The 22,778-nt window shown below is 69.6% G+C and carries 18 protein-coding genes; 11 read left to right on the top strand and 7 right to left on the bottom strand.

Annotation, left to right across the window (positions count from 1 at the left end; translation table 11 throughout):
- Positions 1–160: 160 nt before the first annotated feature.
- A complete protein-coding gene (locus AB0D49_RS23795) occupies positions 161–1,510 on the bottom strand; it encodes an aspartate aminotransferase family protein (protein ID WP_362760751.1) in 1,350 nt (449 codons plus the stop codon).
- 108 nt (positions 1,511–1,618) lie between these two features.
- Here AB0D49_RS23795 and AB0D49_RS23790 point away from each other — a divergent pair, with 108 nt between their 5' ends.
- Positions 1,619–2,530 carry a LysR substrate-binding domain-containing protein gene (locus tag AB0D49_RS23790; protein ID WP_362760878.1) on the top strand — a complete coding sequence of 304 codons (912 nt, stop codon included), beginning with the start codon at positions 1,619–1,621 and terminating at the stop codon, positions 2,528–2,530.
- Between the two features lie 313 nt (positions 2,531–2,843).
- Here the strand turns inward: AB0D49_RS23790 and AB0D49_RS23785 are convergent, their stop codons facing one another.
- Positions 2,844–3,506 (bottom strand): TetR/AcrR family transcriptional regulator, encoded by a 663-nt coding sequence (locus AB0D49_RS23785; RefSeq protein ID WP_362760748.1) that lies wholly within the window; start codon positions 3,504–3,506, stop codon positions 2,844–2,846.
- Positions 3,507–3,842: 336 nt separating this feature from the next.
- Here AB0D49_RS23785 and AB0D49_RS23780 point away from each other — a divergent pair, with 336 nt between their 5' ends.
- From AB0D49_RS23780 to AB0D49_RS23770, 3 genes are all read left to right on the top strand, one after another.
- Positions 3,843–4,502 carry an SRPBCC family protein gene (locus AB0D49_RS23780; RefSeq protein WP_362760745.1) on the top strand — a complete coding sequence of 220 codons (660 nt, stop codon included), beginning with the start codon at positions 3,843–3,845 and terminating at the stop codon, positions 4,500–4,502.
- Between the two features lie 32 nt (positions 4,503–4,534).
- Entirely contained in the window at positions 4,535–5,173 is a 639-nt protein-coding gene (locus AB0D49_RS23775; protein ID WP_362760742.1) for a DUF1345 domain-containing protein, read from the top strand.
- 269 nt (positions 5,174–5,442) lie between these two features.
- Positions 5,443–7,731, top strand: coding sequence for an FdhF/YdeP family oxidoreductase (locus AB0D49_RS23770; RefSeq protein ID WP_362760739.1), 2,289 nt, complete (start codon positions 5,443–5,445; stop codon positions 7,729–7,731).
- 241 nt (positions 7,732–7,972) lie between these two features.
- Here AB0D49_RS23770 and AB0D49_RS23765 read toward each other — a convergent pair whose 3' ends face one another.
- The 3 genes from AB0D49_RS23765 to AB0D49_RS23755 form a co-directional block, all read right to left on the bottom strand.
- A complete protein-coding gene (locus AB0D49_RS23765) occupies positions 7,973–8,893 on the bottom strand; it encodes a LysR family transcriptional regulator (RefSeq protein WP_362760737.1) in 921 nt (306 codons plus the stop codon).
- A 311-nt stretch (positions 8,894–9,204) separates the two neighbouring features.
- On the bottom strand, positions 9,205–9,660 hold the full coding sequence (locus AB0D49_RS23760; protein WP_362760734.1) for a universal stress protein: 456 nt from the start codon (positions 9,658–9,660) through the stop codon (positions 9,205–9,207).
- Positions 9,661–9,967: 307 nt separating this feature from the next.
- Positions 9,968–10,975, bottom strand: a complete 1,008-nt coding sequence (locus tag AB0D49_RS23755) for a LacI family DNA-binding transcriptional regulator (protein WP_362760731.1) — start codon at positions 10,973–10,975, stop codon at positions 9,968–9,970.
- 378 nt (positions 10,976–11,353) lie between these two features.
- On the opposite strand from AB0D49_RS23755, the gene AB0D49_RS23750 reads away from it, so the two are divergent.
- From AB0D49_RS23750 to AB0D49_RS23725, 6 genes are all read left to right on the top strand, one after another.
- The gene (locus tag AB0D49_RS23750; protein ID WP_362760728.1) at positions 11,354–12,553 is read left to right on the top strand and encodes a CaiB/BaiF CoA-transferase family protein; all 1,200 of its coding nucleotides are present in this window, start codon (positions 11,354–11,356) and stop codon (positions 12,551–12,553) included.
- Between the two features lie 123 nt (positions 12,554–12,676).
- A complete protein-coding gene (locus AB0D49_RS23745; RefSeq protein ID WP_362760725.1) occupies positions 12,677–13,462 on the top strand; it encodes a cyclase family protein in 786 nt (261 codons plus the stop codon).
- Positions 13,459–15,099 carry a thiamine pyrophosphate-binding protein gene (locus AB0D49_RS23740; RefSeq protein ID WP_362760722.1) on the top strand — a complete coding sequence of 547 codons (1,641 nt, stop codon included), beginning with the start codon at positions 13,459–13,461 and terminating at the stop codon, positions 15,097–15,099. The genes AB0D49_RS23745 and AB0D49_RS23740 overlap by 4 nt, the downstream gene beginning before the upstream one ends.
- Positions 15,100–15,206: 107 nt before the next feature.
- Complete coding sequence (locus AB0D49_RS23735; protein ID WP_362760719.1) at positions 15,207–15,791, top strand: hypothetical protein; 585 nt, start codon at positions 15,207–15,209, stop codon at positions 15,789–15,791.
- A 130-nt stretch (positions 15,792–15,921) separates the two neighbouring features.
- Complete coding sequence (locus AB0D49_RS23730; RefSeq protein WP_362760716.1) at positions 15,922–17,004, top strand: substrate-binding domain-containing protein; 1,083 nt, start codon at positions 15,922–15,924, stop codon at positions 17,002–17,004.
- Positions 17,005–17,152: 148 nt separating this feature from the next.
- Entirely contained in the window at positions 17,153–19,033 is a 1,881-nt protein-coding gene (locus AB0D49_RS23725; protein WP_362760876.1) for an ABC transporter ATP-binding protein, read from the top strand.
- A 55-nt stretch (positions 19,034–19,088) separates the two neighbouring features.
- On the opposite strand, the gene AB0D49_RS23720 is transcribed toward AB0D49_RS23725, so the two are convergent.
- Both AB0D49_RS23720 and AB0D49_RS23715 read right to left on the bottom strand, forming a co-directional pair.
- On the bottom strand, positions 19,089–21,287 hold the full coding sequence (locus AB0D49_RS23720; RefSeq protein WP_362760713.1) for a PI-PLC domain-containing protein: 2,199 nt from the start codon (positions 21,285–21,287) through the stop codon (positions 19,089–19,091).
- 180 nt (positions 21,288–21,467) lie between these two features.
- Positions 21,468–21,869, bottom strand: a complete 402-nt coding sequence (locus tag AB0D49_RS23715) for a DUF5997 family protein (RefSeq protein ID WP_362760711.1) — start codon at positions 21,867–21,869, stop codon at positions 21,468–21,470.
- A 58-nt stretch (positions 21,870–21,927) separates the two neighbouring features.
- On the opposite strand from AB0D49_RS23715, the gene AB0D49_RS23710 reads away from it, so the two are divergent.
- Positions 21,928–22,725 carry a LysR family substrate-binding domain-containing protein gene (locus AB0D49_RS23710; RefSeq protein WP_362760709.1) on the top strand — a complete coding sequence of 266 codons (798 nt, stop codon included), beginning with the start codon at positions 21,928–21,930 and terminating at the stop codon, positions 22,723–22,725.
- Positions 22,726–22,778 lie beyond the last annotated feature (53 nt).

Genomic DNA, 22,778 nt, shown 5'->3' with positions numbered 1-22,778 from the left:
CCGACCCGACCGGACGCGAACCGTCTAGCCCCGCCCCGAACCACCCCGAACCACCCCGACTCCGGCCCAGCTCGGAGCCCCAGGAGCACCCCCGGACCCAGCCCGCCCCCCCGGCGCGCCCCAGCCCCCGGTACCCGTCGCCCCAGCACACCACCGAGCCTCAAACCCTCGCGACCACATCCCCGATCGCCTCGTCCAGAAGCGCGAGCCCCAACGACAGCTCCTCCTCGCTCGCCGTCAGCGGTGGCGCGATCCGGAAGACCCCGCCCAGACCGGGAAGCTGGACGATGTTCATGTGCAGCCCCAGCTCCAGACACCGCCGGGTGATCTGAGCGCCCAACTCGTCCGACGTACGCCCGTCGGCACGCTCCGCCGAGAGTTCCAGACCGGCCAGCAGACCCCGTCCCCGGATGTCGCCGACCACCGGATGCCGCCCGGCGATCTCCAGCAGCCCCTGGCGCAGCAACGTCCCGAGGTGACGGGCGCGTTCGTCCAGCCGATCGCGGGTCAGCACATCGAGGACGGTGTTGCCGACCGCCGCCACCAGCGGATCGGAGACATGCGTGGTGAAGAACAGGAACCCCCGGTCGTACGCCTCCTGCTCGATCTCGGCGCTGGTGAGGACCGCCGCGAGCGGGAGCCCGGCGCCGAGCGTCTTGGACAGCGTGAGGATGTCGGGGACCACGCCGTCGCGTTCGAAGGCGTACCACGTGCCGGTCCGGCACAGCCCCGTCTGCGCCTCGTCCAGGATCAGCAGCATGTCGCGCTCACGGCACTTGACCTGGAGCGCCGCGAGGTAGCCGGGCGGCGGTTCGACGACACCGCCCGAGGACAGGACCGGCTCCACGAGACACGCCGCGAGCGCGCCGGTCGACTGGGCGTCGACCAGATCGAAGGCGAGATCCAGCTGCCGCCGCCAGTCCGGCGAACCGTCGGCGGTGGTGAGGGCGGGACGGTACGAGTCGGGCACCGGAATCGCGAAGTTGCCGGGCGCGACGGGACCGTACCCCTTGCGGCCCGCGCTGTACGTCGCCGACGCGGCGGCGTGGGTCATCCCGTGCCAGGAGCGGGCGAACGACACGATCTCGTGCTTGCCGGTGACCAGTTTGGCCATGCGCAGCGCCGCCTCGTTGGACTCGGCGCCCGTGGTCAGCAGCAGCGCCTTCTCCAGCGGCGCGGGCAGTGTCTCCGCCAGCCGCCGGGCGAGATCGACCACCGGGCGGCTGAGCATCCCGCTGTAGAGATGGTCGAGGGTGGCCACCTGCCGCTGGACCGTCGCGACGATCTCCGGGTGCGAGTGGCCGAGGATCGCGCTCATCTGCCCGGAGGTGAAGTCGAGGATCTTCCGGCCGTCCGTCGTGAACACGAAACTGCCCGCCGCGCGTTCGATGATCTCCGGCGTGAACATCCCGCCGCCGTAGCGCACGAGATGCCGCTCGGCGTCGGCCCAGACGGCGGGGGAGGAGACCGGTGCGGGGGAGGTGGAGCTGACGGAGGGCGTCGTGGTCATGTACCCGACCGTAGGACCGGCCCAGCGACACGTCCATCACACGATTCCGGCTCTCCTGTTCGGAAGAGCCGTACAACGATCGTGCGCCGCACGACAATGGCGCCCGTGATGAATCCCTGGAGGCTGCGGCTGCTGGTCCAACTGGACACGCTGGGTACGGTGCGGGCGGTCGCGCAGGCCGCGCGGCTCAGTCCGTCGAGCGTCTCCCAGCAACTCGCGGTTCTGGAGAGCGAGACCCGTACCCAACTCCTGGAACGCACCGGCCGCCGCGTCCGGCTGACCTCCGCCGGGCTGATCCTCGCCCGCCGCGCGCGGGCGATCCTCGACCATATGGACAGCGTCGAGACCGAGTTGCGGGGTTTCGGCGCGGAGCCCGCCGGACTGGTCCGGCTCGGCGCCTTCCAGAGCGCGATCCATACGGTGGCGGTCCCCGCGGTGACCCGGCTCGCGCGGACGTACCCGCATCTCGACGTCGAACTGCTGCAACTGGAGCCGCACGAGAGCGTGCCCGCCCTGCGGGTCGGTGACGCGGACGTCATCATCACCACGACGGACGTCGACGACCTTCCGCTCGGCCCGGACCTGGACCTCGTGCCGCTGGCCGGCGACCGGATCGTCCTGGTGCTCCCGCCCGACCATCCCACGGCGGGCCGCGGCCCCGCCGACCTCGCGGCCTACGCCGACGAGCCCTGGGCCTTCGACATGCCCCAGTCCTACATGGCCAACCTGGCCCTGCGTCTGTGCCGCCAGGCCCGCTTCGAACCCCGGGTCGTCTGCCGTTTCAGCAACTACATGCTCGGCCTCCAGCATGTCGAGGCCGGGCTGTCCATCATGCTGCTGCCCAGCCTCGCCGTGGACGGCCGCCACCGGGTGACCACCCGGGACCTCGCGACCCCGGTGTCCCGGACGATCACGGCGGCGATCCGCCGCGGGGCGCCGCCGCGCGCGGCGGTACGGGTGGTGCTGGACGCGTTGCGCGGCCTGCCGGAGACGGTGGCGGGGGGAAGTCCGGGGGAGTGAGCGGGGGGAGTGAGCGGGGGGAGTGAGTGGGGGAGCGAGTGGGGTGGGCGATCGATGGGGGTCGGGGGAGGGGGTAGGGGAGGGGCGGAGGCCCTTGGTGAGGGATTGATCCTCGGTCAGGCTGAGGCCCTCGGTCGGGCTGAGGTCGTTGGTCGGGCATAGGTCATCGGTCAGGCTGAGGCCCTCGGTCGGGCTGAGGTCGTTGGTCGGGCATAGGTCATCGGTCAGGCTGAGGTCCTCGGTCGGGCACAAGTCTCCGGTCGCGCAGAGACCCCGGTCCCGCGCAGACCCTCGGTCGGGCAACAACCCTCGGTCAGGCCAAGGGCATACGGAGGCTCTCCACCTCCGCCTCGAACAGCACCGCCGGATCGAACCTCATCCCGCCGAAGTGACCGGCGAGTTCCAGGGACAGCACACCATGCAACCGGGTCCAGAAGACCAGCGCCTTGTGCAGCGCCGTCGGGGACGCGGGATGGTCGCCGGCCCACTCCCGATGCCCGTCCAGATGCGCCCCGAGCGCTGATCCCGCGTCCGGCCCCACGAGCGTGACGGCGGTGTCCAGCAGTACGGCCATGATCTCGCCGGAGATCGCGGTGATGTCGTCCGGCGCGTGATACCCGGGCACGGGCGTGCCGTAGATCAGGAAGTAGCGCTGTGGGTCAGCCAGCGCCCAGGTGCGCAGGGTGTGCGCCAGCGTGGTCAGGTCGGCACCGGAATCGGCGGCTCCGCGCACGGTGTCCGCGAGGCTGCGGTAGGCGTCCCTGATCAGCTCGGTGATCAGTTCGTCCCGGTTGGCGAAGTACCGGTACAGCGCGGGGCCGCTGAGACCCATCTGCTTGGCGATGGCGTTGAGGGAGAGCGCGGAGGTACCGGCCGTGGCGATCTGCTCCCACGCGTGGGTCTTGATCTCCGACCGGACCTGGGCGCGGTAGCGCTCGCGCGGGGTCCTGCCGGTGTCGTCGGGTGTGTGGTCCATGGGGTGCACCTTTGTTTGCCGATGCCTGCCGGCTGTCCGACGGCCGTCTGACTCCCTGCCGTGCCGGTGCGATCGGAGCGGGGGGCTTGGATCGCGGAGGAGTAGGAGCGGGAGTGGGAACGGGAGTGGGAACGGGAGTGGGGCTGGGGTGGTTAGAGGCTATCACTGAAGTGCTTGACCCTCACTCACTCAATGAGTTACAACCTCTAACGAGCAGCAGTAGCTATCACTCAGCCCGCATAGCGCGGGACTTGCCGCTCATCTCTCACCACCCATCACCCACGCCTCATCGCCATGCAAACGGTCACATCCGCACACACCAGGAGAAGAACCGCCATGCCGAACCGCACCCCGGACGCCCAGTCCACCGCCCGCGTCACCCGCACCGGAGCCGGACTGGCCGCCTCGCTCGCCCTCGCCGCCGTCCTCACGGCAGCCGCCGTACCCGCCCAGGCCCACACCCCGCCCGGGGACCGGCACGGCCGCCCGTCCGCCGCGTCCTGCCGAGGGCAGGGCGTCGACCCCGACGCCAAGATCCGCTATGAGACCGACATGGTCATCGACGCCCCGCTGAGCACCATCTGGAAGCTCCAGACCGATGTCGAGGGCTGGCCGTCCTGGCAGCCGCCGGTCCTCTCCGCCGAGCGGCTGGACGCCGGAAAGCCGCGCAAGGGCTCGCGGTTCCACTGGACGACCCCGGTCCCGGCCACGCCCACCACTCCCGCGACCACCCTCGGCATCACTTCGACCGTGCGGCAGATCAAGGACAAGAAGTGCGTCCTGTGGACCGGGCCGGCGATCGGCGAGGGGCTCACCATCGACCGAGGTGTCCATCTGTGGACGTTCACGAAGGTGAAGGGCGGAGTGCGGGTCCACACCGAGGAGACCTGGACGGGGGAGCAGGTCGAGGCGGACGTCGCCCTCTCGACCCAGTACCTCGGGATGGGGCTTGAGGCGTGGCTACGGGATCTGAAGTCGGCGGCGGAGACACGCTGAGCCCGGCGGTCGACGGGACTACTGTCCCGCCCATGAAAGCCACGCTGCCCTTCGACGCCATGCCCCGCCTCTCCGCCGCCGTCGTGCTCGGCACCGCCGCCGGGATCGCCGTCGGACTGGCCACCGATCCGGCCCTGGGCGTCATGGCGGGCATCACCGCGACGGAGCTGGTGTTCGTGGTCTCGGGCTGGGCGGTGCTGTGGCCGATGGACGCCGACGCCACCCATCGCAACGCCCGCCGCGAGGACTTCCGCCCCGTCGTCGAGGAACTCCTCGTCGGCGGGCTGGCGTTGTGCGGACTGATCGCCATCGTGCTGCTCCTGGTACGCGGCGACTCCACGACCGGCAACGGCACCCTCGCCGCAGCGGCGGCGCTCTTCGGCGCCTTCCTGGCCTGGGGAGCCCTGCACCTGATGTACGCCACCCGGTACGCCTATGTGTATTACGACATCGGCGGCGGCATCGACTTCAACACCGACGAACCGCCCGCGTACCGCGACTTCCTCTACTTCAGCTACAACCTCGGCATGACCTACCAGGTCTCCGACACCGACGTCTCCAGCTCCCGCATCCGCGCCATCGTGCTGCGCCACACATTGCTGTCCTATGTCTTCGGCACCAGCATCCTTGCCACCGCCATCAATCTGGTCGTCGGAATCGTGAGCGCCTGAACTCCACGTCCCTCGGCGCCCCTCGACGTATTCCAAAGAGTGTGTTAGACAACACCTTCCCAATCCCCGACACGCGAAGTTCAGCGGGGAGTGTGTGCAGGTCGCAGCCGCTGACCCGGCAAGATCGGCGGCGCTTATCACGCCATAGACGGCACCTCTTTGACGCGCTCGGGAAAAGCCATGGATGCTGTGCCGTCGGGACATTCCACCGACGGCAGAACGGCAGAACGGCAGAACGGCAGAACGGCAGCGGCAGGAAGAGGAATGCGATGAGCGGCATCGAGGACCCGGACGACGAACTGTCGGTCACCCCGCCCAAACAATGGGCGACAGGAGTTCCGGCCGTGGCCCACGCACTGGGGTACGCGCTGGAACAGACCTCCCTGCGCCGTACCGCCCTGACCCTGCTCACCATCAATCAGACCAAGGGATTCGACTGCCCCGGCTGCGCCTGGCCCGAACCCGCCGCGGGCAAGCGGCACCGGAACGAGTACTGCGAGAACGGCGCCAAGCACATCGCCGACGAGGCGACCTCCCGGCGTGTCACCGCCGACTTCTTCCGTGACCATTCGATCGCCGAACTGGACACCAAGTCCGACTACTGGCTCAACCAGCAGGGCCGTCTGACCGAACCCATGATCAAACGATCAGGCGGCACCCACTACGAACCCATCGGCTGGGACGAGGCGCTCGATGTACTCGCCGCCGAACTGCACCGCCTGGACTCCCCGGACGAAGCGCTCTTCTACACCTCCGGCCGTCTGAACAACGAAGCTGCTTTCCTGCTCCAGTTGTTCGCCCGCGCCTACGGCACGAACAATCTCCCCGACTGCTCGAACATGTGCCACGAGTCCAGCGGCTCGGCCCTCCAGGAAACCCTCGGCATCGGCAAGGGCAGCGTCTCCCTGGACGACATCCACCACTCCGACCTCGTCTTCGTCGTGGGCCAGAACCCGGGCACCAACCACCCGCGCATGCTGATCGCGCTGGAGGAGACCAAACGCAACGGCGGCCGGATCGTCGCCGTGAACCCTCTGCCCGAGGCGGGCCTGATCCGCTTCAAGCACCCCCAGAAGCCCCGCGGGGTGATCGGCCGCGGCACGAAGATCGCCGACGAGTTCCTCCAGATCCGCCCCGGCGGCGACCTCGCCCTGTTCCAGGCGCTCAACCTGCTCCTCCTGGAGGCCGAGGACGCCGCACCTGGCACGGTCCTCGACCATCGCTTCATCGACACCTCCACCATCGGCTTCGCCGAGTTCGCCGAACAGACCCGCAAGGTGTCCTGGGACACCGTCACCGAGGCGACCGGACTCGACCGGGCCCAGATCGAACGCGTGCACGACATGGTGCTCGGCAGCCGCAGCGTGATCGTGTGCTGGGCGATGGGCCTGACCCAGCACAAGCACGGCGTGCCGACCATCCGCGAAGTCGTCAACTTCCTTCTCCTGCGCGGCAACCTCGGCCGCCCCGGCGCGGGCGTCTGCCCGGTGCGCGGACACAGCAACGTCCAGGGCGACCGCACCATGGGTGTGTGGGAACGCATGCCCCGACCGTTCCTCGACGCCCTCGGCCGTGAGTTCGGCTTCACCCCGCCGACCCGCCACGGACTCGACTCCGTCGACGGCATCCGCGCGATGCGCGACGGAGCCGCCAAGGTCTTCCTCGGCGTCGCGGGCAACTTCGTCCGTGCCACTCCCGACAGCGACGTCACCGAACAGGCCCTGCGCGGCTGCCGCCTCACCGCGCACATCTCCACCAAGCTCAACCGCTCGCACACCGTCTGCGGCGACACCGCGCTGATCCTGCCCACCCTCGGGCGCAGCGACCGCGACGTCCAGGCCGGCGGAGTGCAGTTCTACACCGTCGAGGACTCCATGAGCGAGGTGCACGCCTCCCGGGGACGGCTCGCCCCCGCCTCCCCGCACCTGCTCAGCGAGGTCGCCATCATCGCCCGCCTCGCCCACCGCGTCCTCAAAACCACCCCCGACATCCCCTGGCAGGACTTCGAGGCCGACTACGGCACCATCCGCGACCGCATCTCCCGGGTCGTCCCCGGCTTCGAGGACTTCAACGCCCGCGTCGCCCGCCCCGGCGGCTTCCGTCTGCCCAACCCCGTCAACGAGGGCACCTTCCGCACTCCCAGCGGCAAAGCCGTCTTCACATGCAACGACCTCACCATGCCCAGCGTTCCCGAGGGCCATCTGCTGCTCCAGACGCTGCGCTCGCACGACCAGTGGAACACCATCCCGTACGCCATGGACGACCGCTACCGGGGCATCCACAACGCCCGCAGGGTCGTCCTGGTCAACCCCGCCGACCTGGAGCGGTTCGGCCTCGCCGACCACGATCTGGTCGACCTGGTGAGCGTCTGGCACGACGGCCGCGAACGCCGCGCGGCGGGCTTCCGGGTGGTCGCCTACCCGACGACCCCCGGCTCCGCCGCGTCCTACTACCCCGAGACCAATGTCCTGGTCCCCCTCGACAGCGTGGCCGACATCAGCAACACACCGACGTCGAAGGCGGTCCTGGTACGCCTGGAAGCGGTCGGCGCGGCATAGTCGCCCGAGATGGCGGTCGCCTGATCGAACGATCACGCATCGCACAATCACTCACGGTGCGAGCAATGTGCTGCATGGGGCGAGTAGTCTGCTGCATTGGGCGCGCAATGTGCTGCCCGGGGCTCGTCTGCTGGCCGGGCGCTCAATCTGCTGCATGAGGCGCGCTCACCCACGACCCACGACCCGCGCACCATCCCCCCGACCGGCGACCGGCGACCGGCGACCGGCGACCCCGACCGCCTCACCGCGCTCCAGGCAACCGCTCCAACGCCCCGGCCACATCGATCCCCCGAGCGAGATCGGTGAGCGCGCGGGCCATCACCGACTCCGGCTCGCGTGCCACGGTCACCAGCCCCACCGGCACCGTGCGCGCGGGCTCCACCAGCGGCACCGCCCACATGCCGTGCGGAACACCGAACACATGCAGCCACGCGTGCGGCACGACACTCGCCCACTGACCCGTTCGGACATGCGCGAACAACGTGCCCACCGAGTCCGTCTCGACCCGCGGCTCCGGACACAGCCCGGCCTCCGCGAACAGACCGTCCACCATCCGGCGTCCCTGCATCGCCCCGGTCAGCAGACACAACGGCAGCCGGGCCGCCTCCGCCCAGGTCACGGTCGGCCGCTGCCCCACCCCGTCCGCCGCCGCGGTCAGCAGCACATACCGCTCGTCGTACAGCGGGACCGTCCGGAACCCCTCCGGCAGCTCCTCGTGCAGATACGTCACTCCCGCGTCCAGTTCGAAGTCCCGCAGCTGACGAAGGATGTCCCGGGCCTGCATGTCCGCGCTGATCTCCACGGTCACCAGCGGATGCGCCGCACAGAAGGGCCCGGTCAGCAGCGAGACCGCCCCGGACGCCGTCGGCACCGACCCGATCCGCAACCGCCCGCCCAGCCCCGTGCGCAGCGCGTCCACCTCGTCCCTGAGGGCGTCCCGGTCGGCCAGAATGCGCTGCGCCCATACGACGATCCGCTCGCCCTCGGCGGTCAGCCCCTCATACTTGCGGCCCCGCCTGACCAGCGGCACATCCAGTTCGTCCTCCAGTTTCCGCACCGCCTCCGACAACGCGGGCTGGGACACATGGCACAGCTCGGCGGCACGGGCGAAGTGACGCTCACGGGAGAGAGCGACAAGGTATTCCAACTGACGGAAGAGCACGTCACGGGTCTACCCGAAGCGAAGGGACCGGGGCCACCCCGGAAGAAGTGGGCTGCCTCACGATCCGGACAGGCCGACCGGCACGGACACTTCTGACCGGCCCTGCCGACACCACCGCCCACTGAGCGGACACACCCGCCACGCATCCCCGTTCCACGCCGAATCACGCCCCAAGGAACCCTGTGGAATGGTGAAACAGGCCGGCCACCGGCATGTGCCCTTCTGGGGCAGGGTCCATGTGCCCGGCGCACAGAGCGGGCCCCGCGCGGAGCCGAGCACCAAGGACCGGGGCTTGGCGGGACCGTTTTGGGCTACGCCGCATCCTGCTCCTGATCGGGCCGCACGATGACCACAGGACAGGCCGCATGCTGCGCACACCGCTGACTCACCGAACCGAGCATCGCCCGCGCGAAGCCGCCTACGCCCCGACGCCCCACCACCAGCAGATCCGCTCCCTGCGATGCGCGAATGAGCACTTCGGAGGGATCACCCTCCACAAGCAGCTCCCGCAGCCCCGCCGGGTGATCGTCCCCGAACACGCTGTGCAACTCCTGCGTGAACCGCTCATGCGCCTGCTCAAGATCGAACTCCGGATCGATCGCAGGGCCTGTCCAACCCGACGACGACGGTGTGTCCCACGCGTACACCGCCTCCACCACCGCCCCGGCCATCCCCGCGTACCGGGCCGCCCAGCGCAGCGCGGCATGCGAAGTCGGCGAACCGTCCACCCCCACGACCACCCGACCGACCGGTTCAGAGGAATCCATGGCCACGCCACCTCGCTCAGCGTCGATGCATCTCCAGACCCACGCTGCCCGCACCCTCCGCCACGCGCCAGCCGGGACATTCCGACCGTGGCGCCCGAGACGGCCGGGGACCCGACCGGGAGCGGAACAGGGCGGAGGGACTCCCGGTGGCGGGCGACGGCACCTGGTGGTGCGCGGTCGCGGGGTGTACGTCGCGGCACGTCACGTACACACACGGCAGGGAGGTGCCAGGGAGCGCTAGGCGAAAGGCGCCCTTCGGATCTGCCTCCACATGTCCGCACCCCGACGACCGGCCTTCACGGGCGACTCATCCAGGCGCCTGCCCCGTGGACCCCCGCACCACCAGCTCCGGCTCGAACAGCAGCTCGCCCGGCGGCACGTCGCCGCCCTGGATCTGAGTGCACAGTAGTTCGACCGCTGCCCGGCCCATCGCCTCGATCGGCTGACGAACCGTCGTCAGAGGCGGCTCCGTGCAACTCATGAACGCCGAGTCGTCGTACCCGACCACCGAGACGTCGTCCGGCACCGTGAGCCCCCGCCGCCGCGCCGCCCGAACAGCGCCGAGCGCCAGCGGATCACTCGCGCAGATGATCCCCGTGACGCCCTGGTCCAGCAGCCGGGCTGTCGCGGCCTGGCCGCCCTCCAGGGAGAACATCGTCCGCTCGACATGCTCCTCCGGCAGCTCCCCGCCCGCTTGCCGCGCCGCCGCGCGTGCCGCGGCGAGTTTGCGCTGCGAGGGCACATGATCGACAGGACCCAGAACCAGTCCGATCCGCTCATGACCGAGCGACTCCAGATGCCGCCACGCCTGGTCCACCGCCACCGCGTCGTCACACGCCACACAGGGGAAACCGAGATCGGTGATCGCCGCGTTCACCAGCACGACCGGGATCATCCGATCAGCGAGCAGTTTGTAGTGATCGTGCGGCGCCTCCGCCTGAGCGAACAACCCGCCCGCGAACACGACCCCCGACACCTGCTGCTGAAGCAGCAGCTCCACATAGTCCGCCTCGGAGACCCCGCCCTTGGTCTGGGTGCACAGGACCGGCGTCAGCCCCTGCTGGGCGAGCGATCCACCGATCACCTCGGCGAGCGCGGGAAAGATCGGATTCTGTAGCTCGGGCAGCACCAGGCCGACCAGCCGTGCACGTTCACCGCGCAACTGGGTCGGACGTTCATAACCGAGCACATCGAGAGCGGAGAGCACCGACTGCCGGGTGGTCTCGGAGACCCCAGGTTTCCCGTTCAGCACCCGGCTGACCGTGGCCTCACTGACCCCTACTTTCCTGGCCACCTCGGCGAGTCGTCGCGTCATGCCGCAACACTAGTGCAGCCCCGCCAGCCGAAACCCGCCCTCCCTATGAGCGGCCCAAGCGACCCCCGCGATCCATCCGAACGAACACAACGAACAGAACGAACAGATCAAGCAGAACGAACAACACGCACACACCCCGCGCTCCCGAACAGACAGCACCCGGACACCTGGTACCGCGTCCGCGCCGACGCGCCCCGGGTGATCGAGAAACCCGAGGCACGGGTGAGGCACCTGGTGTACGGGGTACGCCGACAGCACCGTCACCGCACACCATGGCGATCGTCGCGACGCGGACCACGGACGTACGCCCCGCACCACCCATGAACGGATGAGCACCCGAACACCGCATCCGCAACCCGGCCACAAAGGAGCACCCACATGACCGCATCGCCCGCAAGCCTGCCTCTCGTCGGCATCACCGTCGTATCCGTGGAACAGGCCGCGGCGGCGCCGTACGCGACCCGGCAGCTGGCCGATCTCGGTGCTCGGGTGATCAAGATCGAACGTCCGGGGGAGGGCGACTTCGCCCGACGGTACGACACGACCGTGCACGGTGAGTCGAGCTATTTCGTCTGGTTGAACCGTTCCAAGGAATCGCTCACGCTCGATCTGAAGTCACGGCAGGGCCGGGACGCACTGGAACGGCTGCTCGTCGACGCCGATGTCTTCGTCCAGAACCTGGCCCCGGGAGCCGCCGCCCGCCTCGCTCTGGACGCACCCGCGCTCACCGCACGCCTGCCCTCCCTGATCCCCTGCACGATCACCGGCTACGGCTCCACCGGACCCTGGGCCGACCGCAAGGCGTACGACCTGCTCGTCCAGTGCCAGACGGGCCTGGTCTCGCTCACCGGCAACGAGCACGGCGCCGCCCGCACGGGCATCTCCGTCGCCGACATCGCCGCCGGGGCGCACGCCTTCTCAGGCATCCTCACCGCCTTGTTCACCCGAGCCACCACCGGCGTGGCGCGCGCCGTGGAGGTGTCCCTCTTCGAGGCGCTCGCCGAATGGATGGGGCAGCCCGCCTACTACACCCGCTTCACGGGCACCCAACCTGCGCGGCTCGGCACCCAGCACGCCACGATCGCCCCCTATGGCACGTTCACCGCCGCCGACGGCAAGGACGTGCTCTTCTCCATTCAGAACGAACGTGAATGGACATCCTTGTGCGAACGGTTCCTGCTGCGACCCGAACTCGTCCACGACGAGCGTTTCGCCACCGGCTCTGATCGAGTGGCCCATCGCACCGAACTGAACACGATCGTGGCCGAACGCTTCGATCAACTGACCAGCGCCGAGGCGATGGACCTCCTGGACACCGCCGGGATCGCCAACACCGACGTGAACGACGTCACGGACTTCCTGGCCCACCCGGTCCTCACGGCCCGTGACCGCTGGCACGACATACCCCTGCCCGACGGCACGCCGGTTCCCGCCCTCCTGCCCCCGGTCGACCTGTCCGGCATCCGCCCCCGTATGGGTGCCGTACCGGGCGTCGGCGAACACACCGACCGGATACTCGCCGATCTCGGCTACGACACCGCCGCCGTCGAGCGCATGCGCTCCGATGGAGTGATCTGACGGGCAGCCCGGGTACTGGCCAGCGCACTGAAGAAACGAATCGCCTGGTGTTCGCCCCTCACCGGCCGCGTCGCCCTGCTGCGATCCTGTCGGTCCCAGATTCCCTGTCCAGGGAGGCACCGCATGCCCGAGCCGTCCGTTCTCGCCTCACTCGTCGCCGGACTGCACAGCGGATCGATCCGGATCGTCGATCTCACCTCGCCCCTGTCGTCCTCCACACCCGTCATCCAGTTGCCCCCGCCCTTCGGTCAGACCGCCGTGTTCGAACTGGAGGAGATCAGCCGCTACGACGACCGGGGCCCGGCCTGGTACTGGAACAACTTCCGCAGCGGCGAACACACCGGGACGCACTTCGACGCCCCGAACCACTGGGTCACCGGCAAGGACCTCGATGACGTCGCTTCCGTCCCGGTCGACCGTCTGATCGCTCCGGCCGTCGTCCTGGACTTCACCGCCGAGGCCGCGGAGGACCCGGACTTCCTGGTCCAGGTCGATCACGTCAAGGCGTGGGAGGCCGACCATGGACCCTTGCCCCCAGGAGGCTGGCTGCTTGTTCGCACCGGCTGGGATGCTCGTTCGATCACACAGGAGGCCTTCCTGAACGCGGACGAGCACGGCCCGCACACTCCCGGCCTGTCGGTGGAATGCGCCCGGTGGGTGGCCGAGGAGTCACCGGTGATCGGCCTCGGTGTGGAGACCGTGGGCACCGACGCCGGCCGCGCGCACTCGTTCGACCCCGCCTTCCCTTGTCACTCCTACCTCATGGGCAGCGGCAAGTACGGACTGACCCAGCTGCGGAACCTGGCCGTGCTGCCGCCCACCGGTGCCGTCGTCATCGCCGGGCCCCTGCCCATCGTCACCGGCTCCGGGGCTCCCGCGCGTGTCCTCGCCCTGGTGGAAGGCCCGTGAAGGTCGCCGAGGCCGTGGGCCGCACGCTCGTCGCGGCCGGTGTGGACCACGCGTTCGGCGTCGTCGGCTCCGGCAACTTCCATGTCACCAACGCTCTGATCGCGGCCGGGGCGCGCTTCGTCGCCGCCCGGCACGAGGGCGGCGCGGCGACCATGGCCGACGCGTACGCCCGGATGAGCGGGCGTGTGGCGGTCCTGACCGTCCACCAGGGACCCGGGCTGACCAACGCGCTCACCGGGATCGCGGAAGCCGCCAAGAGCCGTACCCCGCTCATCGTGCTCGCCCCGGAGACGACCGAACCACGATCGAACTTCCACGTCGACCAGGAGGCCCTGGCCCGCGCGGTCGGCGCCGCCACCACCCGCGTCACCGCGCCCGACGAGGCGGTGGAACAGACCCGTACAGCCATCCGCACGGCTGTGATCGAACGAACAACCGTCCTTCTCCAACTCCCCCTTCCGGTGCAGTCCCTGGATGTTCCGGACACCGCCCTGATCGGCACGACGACACCGCCCACGCGCGAGCCGACCGCACCGGACGACGCGGACGTCACCTCGCTGACCGATCTCCTCGCCGAGTCCCTCCGCCCCGTGTTCGTCGCCGGACGAGGCGCACGGGGCGCGTCCGCGCGGGACGCCCTGATCGCGCTCGCCGACCGGTTCGGTGCCCTGCTCGCCACCTCCGCCGTCGCGCGTGGTCTCTTCCACGGCGATCCCTGGTCCCTGGACGTCTCCGGAGGATTCGCGTCCCCGGTGGCGGCCGAACTCCTCCAGGGCGCCGATCTCGTGGTCGGATGGGGCTGTGCCCTGAACATGTGGACCATGCGCCACGGCAGGCTGATCGGTCCGGCGGCGAACGTTGTCCAGATCGACGACGACCGATCCGCCCTGGGCCGGCACCGGCCCGTCGACCTGGGCGTCACCGGCGACGTGGCGCTCACCGCACGGCGTGTCCTGGAGCGCGGGACCGGAACCCGGCAGGGCTACCGCACCACGGCCGTCGGCGACTCGATCGAGTCCCGCGTCCGCTGGCGCGATGTACCTTTTGACGATACGAGCACAAACGATCGGATCGATCCTCGTACGCTCAGTATCGCTCTGGACGATCTGCTCCCGTCTGATCGAGTGATCGGTGTGGACTCGGGGAACTTCATGGGCTACCCGAGCATGTACCTCTCGGTTCCGGACGAGCACGGCTTCTGCTTCACCCAGGCGTTCCAGTCGATCGGCCTGGGTCTGGCCACCACCATCGGCGCCGCCCTGGCCCGGCCCGACCGGCTCCCGGTGGCCGCCCTGGGGGACGGTGGGGCGCTCATGGGGGTCGCCGAGTTCGACACCGTACGCAGGCTCGGACTGCCCATGGTGGTGATCGTCTACAACGACGACGCCTACGGCGCGGAGGTCCACCATTTCGGACCCGGCGGATTCCCCCTGGAGACGGTCGAGTTCCCGCCGACCGACATCGCCGCCGTCGCCCGGGGCCACGGCTTCGAAGCGCTCACCGTCCGTACGGTGGACGACCTCCGGGCCGTGGAGAGCTGGCTCACCGGTCCACGGTCCCGCCCTCTGCTGATCGACGCCAAGGTGACCCGCGACCGGGGCGCGTGGTGGCTGGAGGAGGCGTTCCGGGGGCACTGAACGCTCACGGGTGATCGATTCATGAGCGGAGCGCTCAGCGCGCAACCATTCGGCGATACCGGGTGTCCAAGTACACATCCCAATATCGCCCTCCCTAGGGGGATGTCATGGCACGTAAGAAGAGAATCGTCCTGGCCGCGCTCGCGCTCCTGGGCACGGTCTCCGTCCTGGCGGCCACCCCGGCCGCGGCCACCACGACCGGCACTCCGTCCGTCCGGGCCGCGTGTGCGACCGGCTGGGGCAGCACCGACAAGACCGGTACCGCCACCACCACGGCGTCGCTGACGAACGTCAGGACCGGCACCCACGACTGCTACGACCGGATGGTCGTGGACGTGCCCGGCGCGGGCACCGGACTCGGCTACTCGGTCCGCTACGTGGACCGCCTCTACCAGGACGGGACCGGCCGCCCCATCGCGGTCGGTGGCGGGGCCGTCATCGAGGTCAGGGTGCAGGCGCCCGCCTACGACCCCCAGACCGGTCGGCCCACCTACCCCGGGCGGGTCGCCCAGCCGCTGCCCGGTGTCGACCTGACGGGCTATCCGACCTTCAAGGACACCCGCTTCGCGGGCAGCTTCGAGGGCGACACCCAACTCGGCCTCGGCGTCCGGGCACGGCTGCCGTTCCGGGTTCTGGTGCTGGACGACCGGATCGTCGTCGACGTCGCCCACAGCTGGTCCGCCGCCCGCTGAGGAGGTTCCGGGTAGAGCGTCACCCATGATGATGAACGTTTGATTGTTCGCGCAGAAACGTTCATCTTCGATCATGTGGACGCTAGACTCACTGCTCCATCCGGTGGACGACGCAAGGGAGCCCGGTCACGTGCATGCCGCAGAGAGGCACCAGGAAATTCTCGACTGGCTGCGGGAACGGGGCACCATGCGGGTCTCGGAGATGGCGTGCACGCTGAACGTCTCCGCGATCACCATCCGCCGCGATGTGGACGCCCTGTCCAAACGGGGGCTGCTCACCCGGGTCCACGGCGGCGCCGTCCTGCCCGAACCCCGAGGCCGGCGCACCCCCGCCGTCGTGCCCGATATGTCGGCGCTGATCCATGGTGCCGGAGGCCGTGAACTCGTCGTCGGTCTGCTCGTCCCGGCCGCCGACCACGACTGCCCCGAGATCATCAAAGGCGCACAGGAGGCCGCCGCCGAGCGCGGGATCCGTCTCACGCTCGGCATCTCGCAGCACAACCCGGGACAGGAACACGCCCAGGCCCAGCAGATGCTGGACGACGGCATCAACGGACTGCTGATCACCCCGTGCGAACCCGTCGCCGGGAACAGCTGGCTCACCGAACTCGACATCCCCTGCGTGCTGATCGAACGAAACGTCGACGACGACGAGTGGGACGTCGACCGTGTCACCACCGACCACGCCCACGGTGCCCGTGTCGCCGTCCGTCATCTGGCCGTGTATGAGCCGCGCGCGATCGCCCTGGTCCTGCGCGACGACAGCCCCCACAGCGCGCACCTCCTGGCGGGCTACCTCGAAGGACTCACCGCCGTCGGCTTGCCCCCCGACGACGCCCCCGTGTTCCGCCTGCCCTCACCGGGTGCCGACCCCGGCGGACGTGAGCGTCTGCTCGCCGGATTCGTGGAGCGGGTCCTGAAGGGGGACATGGGAGCCATGATCGTGCACAACGATCACGATGCGATCGTCCTCCTCCAGCGGCTGCGCGCACGTGGGGTCGAGATCCCGGACGCGATCACGATGGTGGCCTACGACGACGAGGTGGCCGCGCTCGCCGACGTCCCCCTGAGTGCCGTCGCCCCGCCGCAGCGCGCGGTGGGTGCCGCCGCCGTGGACCTGCTCGTTCGCCGTCTGGTCGACCCGGAGCGCCCGCCGCATCACGTCGCGATCCTTCCCAAGCTGACCATGCGGGCGTCGAGCACACGGGGGTAGCCGGCGGCTGCGCGGAGGCCCACCAGATCCACCAAACCCCTGATCGTGAACGTTCGAACGATCAAATGATCAGAGAGTGATCACTTCGGGGGTTCGGCATCTGCTTGACCTCAATTTTGCTTGAGGTCTTACCGTCCTCCGCATGAGCATGGAAATCACCGCCTGGTCCCAGTTGCAGAGCGTCATGAACGCCCGCCAAGGGCGACGGCCCCTCGCCCGCGCCACCCTGCGCCGCATCGCCGACTTCGCCCGCCCGCACCGCCGCCGGATCACACAGTTCGTCCTCCTCGGCACGGTGACCGCGCTGCTCGCCGTGGCCACCCCCGTCCTCGCCGGCCGCGTGGTCGACACGATCGTCTCCGGCGGCTCGGCCGACACCGTCGTACACCTGGCCCTGCTCATCGCCCTCATCGCGGTCGCCGAAGCCGCCCTCGGGCTGCTGGGCCGATGGCTGTCCGCGACCCTCGGCGAAGGACTGATCCTCGATCTGCGCACCGCCGTCTTCGATCATGTGCAGCGCATGCCGGTCGCGTTCTTCACCCGCACCCGCACCGGTGCGCTGGTGAGCCGCCTCAACAACGATGTGATCGGCGCCCAGCGGGCGTTCAGCAACACACTCTCCGGAGTGGTCAGCAACATCGTGACCGTCCTGCTCACCCTCGCCGTGATGCTCACCCTCTCCTGGCAGATCACCCTGCTCGCCCTGGTGCTCCTCCCGGTCTTCGTGGTGCCCGCGCGGCGCATGGGCCGCCGTATGGCCCGCCTCCAGCGCGAGGCGGCGGACCTCAACGCGGCGATGGGAACCCGCATGACCGAACGTTTCTCCGCACCCGGCGCCACCCTGGTCAAACTCTTCGGACGCCCCGACGAGGAATCGTCCGAGTTCGCCGCCCGCGCCCGCCGGGTCCGGGACATCGGGGTACGGACCGCCATGGCGCAGTCCGCGTTCATCACCGCCCTGACCCTCGTCTCCGCCCTCGCTCTCGCCCTCGTCTACGGCCTGGGCGGCTGGTTCGCACTGCGCGGCACCCTCGACGCCGGCGCGATCGTCGCCCTGGCCCTCCTCCTGACCCGGCTCTACGCCCCGCTCACCGCTCTCGCCGGAGCGCGCGTCGAGATCATGAGCGCACTGGTGAGCTTCGAGCGCGTCTTCGAAGTACTCGATCTCAAACCGCTGATCGAAGAGACAACCGAACCCCGCGCGGTACCGGACGGCCCGGTCGCCGTCGAGTTCGACGATGTTCGTTTCGCCTACCCGGCCGCCGACAAGGTCTCCCTGGCCTCCCTGGAGGAAGTGGCCGCCCTGGACACCCGCGGCGGCACCCCGGTCCTGCACGGCGTCTCCTTCCGCGCCGAACCCGGCCGGACCGTCGCCCTCGTCGGCTCCTCCGGCGCCGGAAAATCGACCATCGCCGCCCTGCTCCCGCGCCTCTACGACACCGACGGCGGCACCGTCCGCATCGGCGGCGTCGACGTCCGCGACCTGAGCGCCCGCTCCCTGCGCGAAACGCTCGGCATGGTCACCCAGGACGGCCACCTCTTCCACGACACCATCCGCGCCAACCTGCTCCTCGCCCGCCCCGACGCCCCCGACGACGACCTGTGGGACGTCCTCGGCCGCGCCCGCCTCGACGCCCTCGTACGCTCCCTGCCCGACGGCCTCGACACGGTCGTCGGCGAACGCGGCTACCGGCTCTCCGGCGGCGAACGTCAGCGCATGACCATCGCTCGCCTGCTGCTCGCCCGGCAGCGGGTCGTGATCCTGGACGAGGCCACGGCCCACCTGGACAACACCTCCGAGGCGGCCGTCCAGGAGGCGCTCACCGAGGCACTCGAAGGACGCACGGCCGTGGTCATCGCCCACCGGTTGTCCACCGTGCGGGCCGCGGACCTGATCCTTGTCGTCGAGGACGGCCGGATCATCGAGCGCGGTACGCACGATCAACTGATCGCCGCGGAAGGGCGCTATGCGGAGCTGTATCGGACACAGTTCGCGGCATCAGGGGAGGTCGACACCGCCGCCGTATGACGGTGATCGGTCGATCGTTCGATGATCGGCCGATCACAGGGCGATCACCGGGCGATCACTGAACGAGCGCGTACCCGGTGTCGTCCGCTCGCGCGTTCAACTCCTCCACCGCTCCCTGCGCGTCGCCGATCGTCGCGTAGTCCACGGCCACGAAGTTCACCGGACGGCCCCGCTCACGCGCACATGCGCGGGCACGGTCGATCACGAACTGACGGGCGTTCACCTCACCCGCGTCCAGCCGGCTCCCGCCGTCCACGGTGACGAAATGATTCAGCAGGAACAGCCGCCTGTCGGTGCCCCCGCGGTTCGGCGCACAGCTCATCTCCGCGGGGCTGCGGAAGGCGAACGGGGTCTCCATCGCGTACTGGTAGAAGTTCCGGTACCACGGCGCCGGGCCGTCGGCCCGTTCGGCGAACACGACCAATCGGCGACCACTGTCGATCATCTCGCCGAGCGTCGGCCACGACCGGTCCGGATCAGGGTCTGGTGTGTGCACCAGGTCCCCGAGACCGGCCTCCTCTACGGCCCGAGCGGTCTCCGCCCCGTCGATCGCGTCCTGAATGATCAGTGTGACCACGTCGTTCGGATGATCACGCATCCATCCACCGATCTCCCGCAGCGTCGGCACCAAGGGGACCGCCCCGGCCCGGCACACCGAATGACACAGCCAGAGCCCCGCGCGCGGCGGATTGAACGTGTCCACGGCACCCGTGATCAGCGCACGCTGCTCGGCCGTGAAGTCCGACCCCTCCAGCCGCGCCGTGATCTGATCGCTCCGCTCCCACCGGTACGTGTCGAGTTGGAGCGCCCGCACACCGTCATCGAGCTGCGCCGTGATGTCCGGGTCCTGATACGGGCCGATGAAACGATCAGCGGTGGTCGACATCGCATTGTGCGAGGTCAGATACGTGACCTCGTCGTACGGTCGATCGCACAGCACCACGTGCCCCTGACAACCGCGCTCCGCCGCAGGGTTCATGGCCACCGGCACCAGGACGGTTCCCGCCACCGCCGTCGCGGTCGTCGCCGCCACCACCGCGAGCGGCCGGACCCGTGACAGCACCGCCGACATCCGAGGGCGTGCCACCAGCAGCCAGCCCACCCCGGACAGGGCCGTCCCCGCTGCCACCGGAACGACGGCCGTCCACAGCCCGATCTCCGTGAACCGGTCGAACGCCGCCATCTGTATGTCGCCGACCAGCCGCGCCACACTCGGCGGCCATGTCGCCGGGAGGTCGATCACCCGACCACCCGAGAGCGTTCGCACAAGAACGATCAGGATTCCGGCCAGAACGCCACCCGCACCGAGCGGTCGGCCCATATCCATCAGACGGCGTCCCGGCGACGCCAGTCCGGTGACCCATAGCGTCACCAGCGCACCGATCAGCAGCGCACCGGCCAGCCCCGCCACCGTCCCCAGACCGAGTCGTGTGTACCCCCGCACCTCGTGCACGGCGTTCAGATCGTGCTCGGACGTGTCCAGGAGCCGCCCGAGATCCCATCGCGTACCACCCGCCGTGGCGCGCAGATCGAGCACCGCGTCACTGGTCCTGCCCGTCAGGATCTGCGGCGCCACCACCGCGAGCGCGGTGCCGATGTCACCGTCGGCGAGTGCCACCTCCACCTCGGGACGCAGCTGAGCCCGCTGCTCGGCGGGCAGCGGGCTCAGCAGGACGTCCGCCGCCTGCGCGGCCTGTGCCTCGGAGAGCGGCAGGACAGGGAAGCCGGGAGGCACCCGTCCGTCGGCCAGCTCACCCAGCGCGCGCGACAACTCGTCCGTGAAGCGGTCGAAGTCCGGTTCGTCCCGGCCCTGGAGGCCCGACACCAGATCACCGAAGTAGATGTGCGACACGTCCTCGACGTTCGTCAGCACGGGCGCCACGTCCACCGTGAGACTCAGCGTGTCGCGGTCGCCGTTCAGATAGCCGACGAGAGCCTGGATCTGTTGATGGGTCAGTTCCCTGAGCGTCGCCGGGGGGAGCACCAGCCGGATGTTCGACGTCACCGCCGCCTCGGGGACCGGCAGCCGGGCGAGCAGATCGCGGGTGGCGGCGGTGGTCCGAGGGTCGACGAGAACCTCATTGTAGAGCCGGTCGTAGACCGCCTCCTCGTCGAGGACCGCCTGATGGAAACCGGGGGACAGGACGGTGCCCCGCAGGGTCGCCGCCGTCGCCAGGACGGCCGTACAGACGACCGCGAGCGCGAACGCCGTGATCCGCACCGCCCGCCCGCCGGTGACCGGCCCGACCTTCATCACACGCCTCAGCCCCCCGCCTCACCGAACGGCGACGACCGTCACGTCACGCACTGGCTGATCGAAAAGCGATCACCCGATGGGTCGATCGGGTGATCATCGATGATCAAGTGAGCAATCGGCCGGGCGGCGTCCGTTCTGAACCGCCCACCGCCCACCACGCATGCGGACGGCGATCCCTCAATCGCTCTGGCGGGACTCCTCCGCCCGCTCGGCGTCCCGCTTCTTCAGCCGTGCCGACTCCTTGCGTACCTCGGCCTGCGTCTCCTGCTCCTTCTCCAGCCACGCCGGGCGTTCCTGCTTGAGTGACTCGATCTGTTCGCTTGTGAGCGCCTCGGTCACTCCACCGCGCGCCAGACCGGCGATCGACACCCCGAGCTTGGCCGCGACCACCGGACGCGGATGCGGGCCCTCACGCCGCAGTGCGCGCAGCCACTCGGGCGGATCGGTCTGGAGCTGGTTCAGCTCGGCGCGCGAGATCTCGCCCTCCTGGAACGCGGTCGGGGTGGCGGGGAGATACACACCCAGCTTCTTCGCCGCGGTCGCGGGCTTCATCGTCTGGGCGCTCTGGTGCGACTTCATGCCCTCCAGACTATCCGCCGGAGACGGGACCGCCGGTCACGGCCGGTAGCCTGGCGAGGTGACAGGCTCCGAGACCCCCGCCCCGTTCCGGCTCGTCCACGTCCCGGGCGCGACCCCGGGCAAGTGGGTGCGGATCTGGAACGAGCGCCTGCCCGGCACGCCGCTGGCCCTGCTCGCCGTACCGGCCGCCGATGCGTCTGAGGCGCTGAGGGAGGGGCGCGCGGACGCCGGGATCGTCCGGCTGCCGGTTGATCGAACGATCTTCAGCGCGATCCCGCTCTACACGGAGACGACCGTCGTTGTGGTTCCCAAGGATCACTTGATCACGGCGGCGGACGAAGTGACCGTCGATGATCTTGTTGACGAGGTGGTGTTCCACCCCCTGGACGACGTTCTCGACTGGCCTGTACTGCCCGGCAGGCCCGCGATCGAACGCCCCGCCACCACCGAGGATGCCGTCGAACTGGTTGCGGCGGGCGTCGGCGTCCTGATCGTCCCCCAGTCCCTCGCCCGGCTGTACCACCGCAAGGACCTCACCTACCGGACGGTCCTGGACGCCCCCCAGTCCGGCATCGCCCTGGCCTGGCCCGAGAGCGCCACCACCGACCTGGTCGAGGAGTTCATCGGCATCGTCCGTGGCCGTACGGTCAACAGCACCCGCGGCCGGTCCGGGCCCTCGGCACAGTCCCAGGAGAAGCGGGGGCAGAAACCCGCCGAGGGCAAGAAGTCCACCGACGGCAAGAAGCCCGCCACCGGGAAGAAAGCCGCCACCGGGAAGAAGCCGACGACCGCCCGCACGCGGGGCGGCTCCACCACCGGCGGCTCCCGGCGCGGACGCCCACGCCGCCGCTCGTAGCGCCGCTACCCGTGCGAGAAACGAACACCATCGCTCAAACGAACAGTCACCGC

The sequence above is a fragment of the Streptomyces sp. NPDC048290 genome, from assembly GCF_040652095.1.
Lineage (GTDB): Bacteria > Actinomycetota > Actinomycetes > Streptomycetales > Streptomycetaceae > Streptomyces.
The sequence above is the reverse complement of the archived record's forward strand: the minus strand, read 5'-3'. Positions and strand labels throughout refer to the sequence as shown.

What these genes read in the sequence shown, in the direction of transcription:
- AB0D49_RS23795 (WP_362760751.1), bottom strand. Translation starts at nt 1,510, where the DNA reads ATGACCACGACGCCCTCCGTCAGCTCCACCTCCCCCGCACCGGTCTCC.
- AB0D49_RS23790 (WP_362760878.1), top strand. Translation starts at nt 1,619, where the DNA reads ATGAATCCCTGGAGGCTGCGGCTGCTGGTCCAACTGGACACGCTGGGT.
- AB0D49_RS23785 (WP_362760748.1), bottom strand. Translation starts at nt 3,506, where the DNA reads ATGGACCACACACCCGACGACACCGGCAGGACCCCGCGCGAGCGCTAC.
- AB0D49_RS23780 (WP_362760745.1), top strand. Translation starts at nt 3,843, where the DNA reads ATGCCGAACCGCACCCCGGACGCCCAGTCCACCGCCCGCGTCACCCGC.
- AB0D49_RS23775 (WP_362760742.1), top strand. Translation starts at nt 4,535, where the DNA reads ATGAAAGCCACGCTGCCCTTCGACGCCATGCCCCGCCTCTCCGCCGCC.
- AB0D49_RS23770 (WP_362760739.1), top strand. Translation starts at nt 5,443, where the DNA reads ATGAGCGGCATCGAGGACCCGGACGACGAACTGTCGGTCACCCCGCCC.
- AB0D49_RS23760 (WP_362760734.1), bottom strand. Translation starts at nt 9,660, where the DNA reads ATGGATTCCTCTGAACCGGTCGGTCGGGTGGTCGTGGGGGTGGACGGT.
- AB0D49_RS23755 (WP_362760731.1), bottom strand. Translation starts at nt 10,975, where the DNA reads ATGACGCGACGACTCGCCGAGGTGGCCAGGAAAGTAGGGGTCAGTGAG.
- AB0D49_RS23750 (WP_362760728.1), top strand. Translation starts at nt 11,354, where the DNA reads ATGACCGCATCGCCCGCAAGCCTGCCTCTCGTCGGCATCACCGTCGTA.
- AB0D49_RS23745 (WP_362760725.1), top strand. Translation starts at nt 12,677, where the DNA reads ATGCCCGAGCCGTCCGTTCTCGCCTCACTCGTCGCCGGACTGCACAGC.
- AB0D49_RS23735 (WP_362760719.1), top strand. Translation starts at nt 15,207, where the DNA reads ATGGCACGTAAGAAGAGAATCGTCCTGGCCGCGCTCGCGCTCCTGGGC.
- AB0D49_RS23725 (WP_362760876.1), top strand. Translation starts at nt 17,153, where the DNA reads ATGGAAATCACCGCCTGGTCCCAGTTGCAGAGCGTCATGAACGCCCGC.
- AB0D49_RS23720 (WP_362760713.1), bottom strand. Translation starts at nt 21,287, where the DNA reads ATGAAGGTCGGGCCGGTCACCGGCGGGCGGGCGGTGCGGATCACGGCG.
- AB0D49_RS23715 (WP_362760711.1), bottom strand. Translation starts at nt 21,869, where the DNA reads ATGAAGTCGCACCAGAGCGCCCAGACGATGAAGCCCGCGACCGCGGCG.